Consider the following 4,690-nt stretch of genomic DNA (forward strand, 5'->3'; position numbering starts at 1 on the left):
ACTCCGGCGGGGTCGCGGCGGCCCGCAGGAACGCGTCGGCGAACACCGCGCACGTCGGGCGCGTCAGTGTCGCGGGACAGGCCGCGTCCTTCGACCGGCACCACGGCGCAGCAGCGCTGCCCGCGACACCCGGGACCCGTCCGGCACGTCGCCGGTGGCGCCGACCGGGACGAGCTCCACCGAGCGGAGATCCCCACGAGGCGTGCGCCGCACCGGTGCCGGTGAACGACCGTCCGGCCCGGCCGACGGGAACGGGACCCCCGGGTGGTAGAACTACCGCGTACCCGGGGTGAGCCGGTCGGTCGACGCGGCCGGCCGCGCCCCGCACCGACCGGCCCCGGGAGGGCACCCGTGAGTGACGACCTGTCCGTGAGCGTGGACGGCCACGTCGGCGTCCTGGAGTTCCGGCGCCCGCCCCACAACCACTTCGACCTGACGCTCCTCCGCGACCTCGGGGACGCCGCGGCCGAACTGGCACACACACGCGGGTGCCGCGCCATCGTCCTGTGCTCCGAGGGCAGGCACTTCTGCGCCGGGGTGGACTTCGGCGGCGAGGGTGTCGGCCCCGACCCGGACGCCTCACTGAAGGCCATCTACGCCGAGGGACTGCGCCTGTTCTCCGTCCCCGTGCCCGTGGTCGCCGCAGTGCAGGGCGCGGCCGTGGGAGGCGGCCTCGGGGTGGCGTGCGCCGCCGACTTCCGCGTCGCCGCGCCCTCGACCAGGTTCCACGCCAACTTCGGCGTGCTCGGCATCCACCAGGGGTTCGGCCTCAGCGCCTCCCTGCCCCGCATCATCGGGGCCCAGGGCGCCGCCGAGATGCTGTACACCGCGCGACGGGTCACCGGGGAGAGGGCACTCGCCCTCGGCCTCGCCGACCGGCTGGTCGAGGACGGCCAGGTGCAAAAGGCCGCCGTGGAGCTCGCGCACGAGATCGCCGTCAGCGCCCCGCTGGCCGTGCGATCGATGAGGGAGACCCTGCGCGCCGGGTACCTGGACGAGGTCCGGGCGGCCATGGAACGCGAGGTCACCGAGCAGACGCGGCTGCTGGCGACCCGCGACAGCGCGGCCGGTATCGAGGCGTCCCTGACGCGGACCGCACCCGTCTTCACCGGGAGGTAGAACCCGCCGCGGGTCGCGGACGGCTACCCTGGCGTGCCATGCGCCTGCTCATCATCTCCGACACCCATCTGCCCAAGCGCGCCCGCGACCTGCCACCGCAGGTGTGGGCGCAGGTCGAGCGTGCCGACGCGGTGATCCACGCGGGGGACTGGTGCGTCCCCGGCGCGCTGGACGCCCTGGAGGAGCGTGCCGCGCGGGTCGTGGGCGTGTACGGCAACAACGACGGCCCCGAACTGCGGGAGCGCCTCCCCGAGGTGGCACGGGAGACTCTCGGCGGTGTCCGGTTCGCGGTCGTCCACGAGACGGGGCAGGCGCCGGGGCGGGAGAAGCGGTGCGCCGAGCGCTTCCCCGACACGGACGTCCTCGTCTTCGGCCACTCCCACATCCCCTGGGACACGAGCGCCGGCAGCGGGCTGCGGCTGCTCAACCCGGGGTCGCCCACGGACCGCCGCCGCCAGCCGCACCACACCTACATGACGGTCGAGGCCGCGGACGGGGTCCTGGCCGGCGTCCGGCTGCACCGCATCGGGTCCGCCTGAGCCGGGCCTGCCCGACCGGGCCCGTGGGGCGCGGTGATCCTGTACCCGTGGCCGGTGCCGGCGCGGTGGACCCTTCCGTCAGTCCACCGCGGGCTCGGTGGCGCGGAGCAGGCGCAGCTGCCCGATCTCGGCGGCGTTCTTCATCAGCTCGGCGTTGACCCAGGCCGTCGTGTGCGCGACGGTCAGTCCGGAGCCGGACGGCCAGGGGAAGGGCGCGGGCGCGTCCAGACCGTCCGCTGTCAGCCCTTCCAACACCTCCAGCCACTCCGAGCGCAGGCCGCGCAGCCACGCGACCGCCTCGTCCGCGCCGGGCCAGACCACCTCCTCCCGCTCACGCGGGGTGCGCCCCCGCAGGTGGTCGAGGGTCACCGACCACCACCAGCCGATGTGCCAGCTGACCCAGGCGGCGGTGGGCGCGGGCACGGGGTCGGGTTCGGTGTCCGCCCAGTCCGGGACCCACACGCCGTCCTCCCCGGGCCGGACGGTCCAGCAGAGGGGACCGGGCTCCCAGAGGAAGTCGCCGGGCTCCAGGCGCTCCAGGTGGTACTCGAACAACGACCAGGTGAGGTCGAACTGCCAGCGCAGCAGTTCGCGGGGTGTCTCGGGCATGGGGACACCCTGGCACAGGACCCCCGCCGGACCGAAGCGCTTTTCCGCTGCCGGGCTTCGAGGCCGGACCGCAGCGCCGGACAGGGGCTGTGACCGCGCGTACCGGCACCGCGGCCCGGGGCGGTGACCGACCCGGACCGACCTCGCACGGACGACCTGGAATGCCAGATAAAGACACCGAGGGCCACATGGTGGATGCTTTGGGTAGTTGCCCGGGTAGAACCCCAGCGGGCCCGACACCCGGAGCCCGGGCCTGCCCGCCCAGGCCGCCAGACACCCCGAAGGCGCTGAGGAGGCGTCCCCTCCCCCCAAAGCGTCTTCGGGGCCTTTCTGCCACCGCCGCCCCACCCCCTCGCGGCAGTGCCGCCGGACCGGACCGACTTCCGGCTTGCGGTTGGCGTAACGTCAACTCCTCACGTCGTCCACGGGCCGGACGGAGCTGACCAGGCCGAGCCCGACCTGCGGGACGTCCGGCCCCGCGAGATCGGGCACGGCGGTCCGTCCTGTGGGGGAACTGGGCCGGGAGAGACGGAGCAGGGGAGCGGGGGACGGATGCGGATCGCGGTGACCGAGGCCGATGACGCGCCGATGGTCCGGTTCCGGTGCGCGGCCGGATCGGCCATCGGCCGTTGGGAGGGACCCGAGCCGCCCGGGATCGGGGAGCACGATGTCGAACTGGACATCCCCGAGACGGTCGAGTTCGGTTCCTGTGAACCCGGCCGCGACCGGGTCGAGGACGTTCCGGATGGTTCTGGGGCGGTCCTGGTCGCGGGGCGCGTCGAGGAGGTCGGCGACGGCCCGGACACTGTCGTGGTCCTGCGGGTGGGCGGCGGGCTGCTCCTTGTCGAGGCGGGCGACCCCAGGCCCTCCGCCGGGGCCTGGGTCCGCCTCACCGCCGCGGAGCTCCACCTCTACCCCACGCATGTGTAGTGGGCCTCAGCTCACGGCCTGCCTGACCAGGGCGGCCACCGCCTCCTCGGCCTCCCCGGACAACGCGGTCAGCGCGTACGAGGTCGGCCACAGGCCGCCGGGATCGTCGAGGTTCGCCTCGGTGGTGAATCCGAACGACGAGTAGCGCTCCTTGTCCGCCTGCCCGCTGCGGAAGAAGCAGACCACCTTTCCCTTCCTGGCGTAGGCCGGCTGCCCGTACCACAGCTTCGGCGCCAGCTCCGGTGCGTTGGCGGTGACGATGGCGTGGACGCGTTCGGCCACCGCGCGGTCGGACGCCTCCATCTCGGCGATCTTCGACAGCACGTCGAGTTCTGCGGTGGCGGCCTTGCTGCCGCGACCGCGACCCGACTCCCTCCTCAGCTCGGCCGCGCGTTCCCTCATGGCGGCACGCTCCTGCTCGGAGAAACCCTGCGACTCCCCGTTGCCCTTCCCCGCGGCGTCCGTGCCCATGGTCGACACCCTCCTGTTCGTGACCGGTGTGATGTGTCCGTCACGTTAGCCCCGCCGGGCTCCCGGGGCTTCTCGATTCGTGACCGCCGCCCCCGGGCGCGGCGTGGGACCATGGGGCCCATGGCTGACAGGGATGTGCACAAGCAGCGGTTGCGTGACATCGCGGTCATCCGCCGTGTCCGCGACCGGATCGATCGCGAGTACGCCGAGCCGCTCAACCTCGAAGCGCTGGCGCGCGGGGCGCACATGTCGGTCGGGCACCTGAGCAGGGAGTTCCGCCGCGTCTACGGGGAGTCGCCGTACTCGTACCTGATGACCCGGCGGATCGAACGGGCGATGACGCTGCTGCGCCGCGGCGACCTCAGCGTCACCGAGGTCTGCTTCGCGGTGGGCTCGTCCTCGCTGGGGACGTTCAGCACGCGGTTCACCGAACTGGTCGGTGTGCCGCCGAGCGTCTACCGCCGCGACCACTCGCAGGCGGCGGCGGGCATCCCGCCCTGTCTTGCCAAACAGGTGACCAGACCGGTCAGGAATCAAGAAGCGCGCACCACCTAGTGGTCCCTAGCGTGAGGGGCATGAACCTCACCATTCACTACGCCTTCCTGCCGCACACCGACGCCGAGGCCGCCCTGGCCTTCTACCGCGACACCCTCGGGTTCGAGGTCCGCAACGACGTCGGCTACGAGGACATGCGCTGGATCACCGTCGGGCCGGTCGGGCAGCCCGGAACCTCCATCGTGTTGCACCCGCCGGCCGCCGACCCCGGCGTGACCGAGGACGAGCGCCGCACCATCCTGGAGCTGATCGCCAAGGGTTCCTACGCCGCGATCACCCTGGCCAGCGACGACCTCGACGGCCTCTTCCAGCGTCTGGAGGCCGCGGACGCGGATGTGGTCCAGGAGCCCGTCGACCAGGACTACGGGGTCCGCGACTGCGCCTTCCGCGACCCGGCCGGCAACCTCATCCGTATCAACCAGCTCACCTGACCGTGGCCGCCCGGGCCGGCCGCCACCGGCCCTGGC

Annotated in this window: 7 protein-coding genes; 5 read left to right on the forward strand and 2 right to left on the reverse strand. The window is 73.1% G+C overall.

Features of this window, described 5'->3' with window-relative positions; genetic code table 11:
• The first annotated feature begins 351 nt into the window (after positions 1–351).
• Positions 352–1,119 (forward strand): enoyl-CoA hydratase/isomerase family protein, encoded by a 768-nt coding sequence (locus ACFWTE_RS29700; RefSeq protein WP_378783250.1) that lies wholly within the window; start codon positions 352–354, stop codon positions 1,117–1,119.
• A 38-nt stretch (positions 1,120–1,157) separates the two neighbouring features.
• Complete coding sequence (locus ACFWTE_RS29705; protein ID WP_378783252.1) at positions 1,158–1,658, forward strand: metallophosphoesterase family protein; 501 nt, start codon at positions 1,158–1,160, stop codon at positions 1,656–1,658.
• A 78-nt stretch (positions 1,659–1,736) separates the two neighbouring features.
• Here the strand turns inward: ACFWTE_RS29705 and ACFWTE_RS29710 are convergent, their stop codons facing one another.
• On the reverse strand, positions 1,737–2,267 hold the full coding sequence (locus ACFWTE_RS29710; RefSeq protein ID WP_378783254.1) for a DinB family protein: 531 nt from the start codon (positions 2,265–2,267) through the stop codon (positions 1,737–1,739).
• A 552-nt stretch (positions 2,268–2,819) separates the two neighbouring features.
• Between ACFWTE_RS29710 and ACFWTE_RS29715 the strand changes: the two genes are divergently transcribed.
• On the forward strand, positions 2,820–3,197 hold the full coding sequence (locus ACFWTE_RS29715; protein WP_378783256.1) for a hypothetical protein: 378 nt from the start codon (positions 2,820–2,822) through the stop codon (positions 3,195–3,197).
• Positions 3,198–3,203: 6 nt separating this feature from the next.
• On the opposite strand, the gene ACFWTE_RS29720 is transcribed toward ACFWTE_RS29715, so the two are convergent.
• Positions 3,204–3,668 (reverse strand): DUF1801 domain-containing protein, encoded by a 465-nt coding sequence (locus tag ACFWTE_RS29720; RefSeq protein WP_378783258.1) that lies wholly within the window; start codon positions 3,666–3,668, stop codon positions 3,204–3,206.
• 120 nt (positions 3,669–3,788) lie between these two features.
• On the opposite strand from ACFWTE_RS29720, the gene ACFWTE_RS29725 reads away from it, so the two are divergent.
• Together ACFWTE_RS29725 and ACFWTE_RS29730 are read left to right on the forward strand one after the other, a co-directional pair.
• Positions 3,789–4,223 (forward strand): helix-turn-helix transcriptional regulator, encoded by a 435-nt coding sequence (locus tag ACFWTE_RS29725; RefSeq protein WP_378783260.1) that lies wholly within the window; start codon positions 3,789–3,791, stop codon positions 4,221–4,223.
• 20 nt (positions 4,224–4,243) lie between these two features.
• On the forward strand, positions 4,244–4,654 hold the full coding sequence (locus ACFWTE_RS29730; protein WP_378783261.1) for a VOC family protein: 411 nt from the start codon (positions 4,244–4,246) through the stop codon (positions 4,652–4,654).
• Positions 4,655–4,690: the final 36 nt, after the last annotated feature.

This window comes from Nocardiopsis sp. NPDC058631 (assembly GCF_042716955.1).
Taxonomy (GTDB): domain Bacteria; phylum Actinomycetota; class Actinomycetes; order Streptosporangiales; family Streptosporangiaceae; genus Nocardiopsis.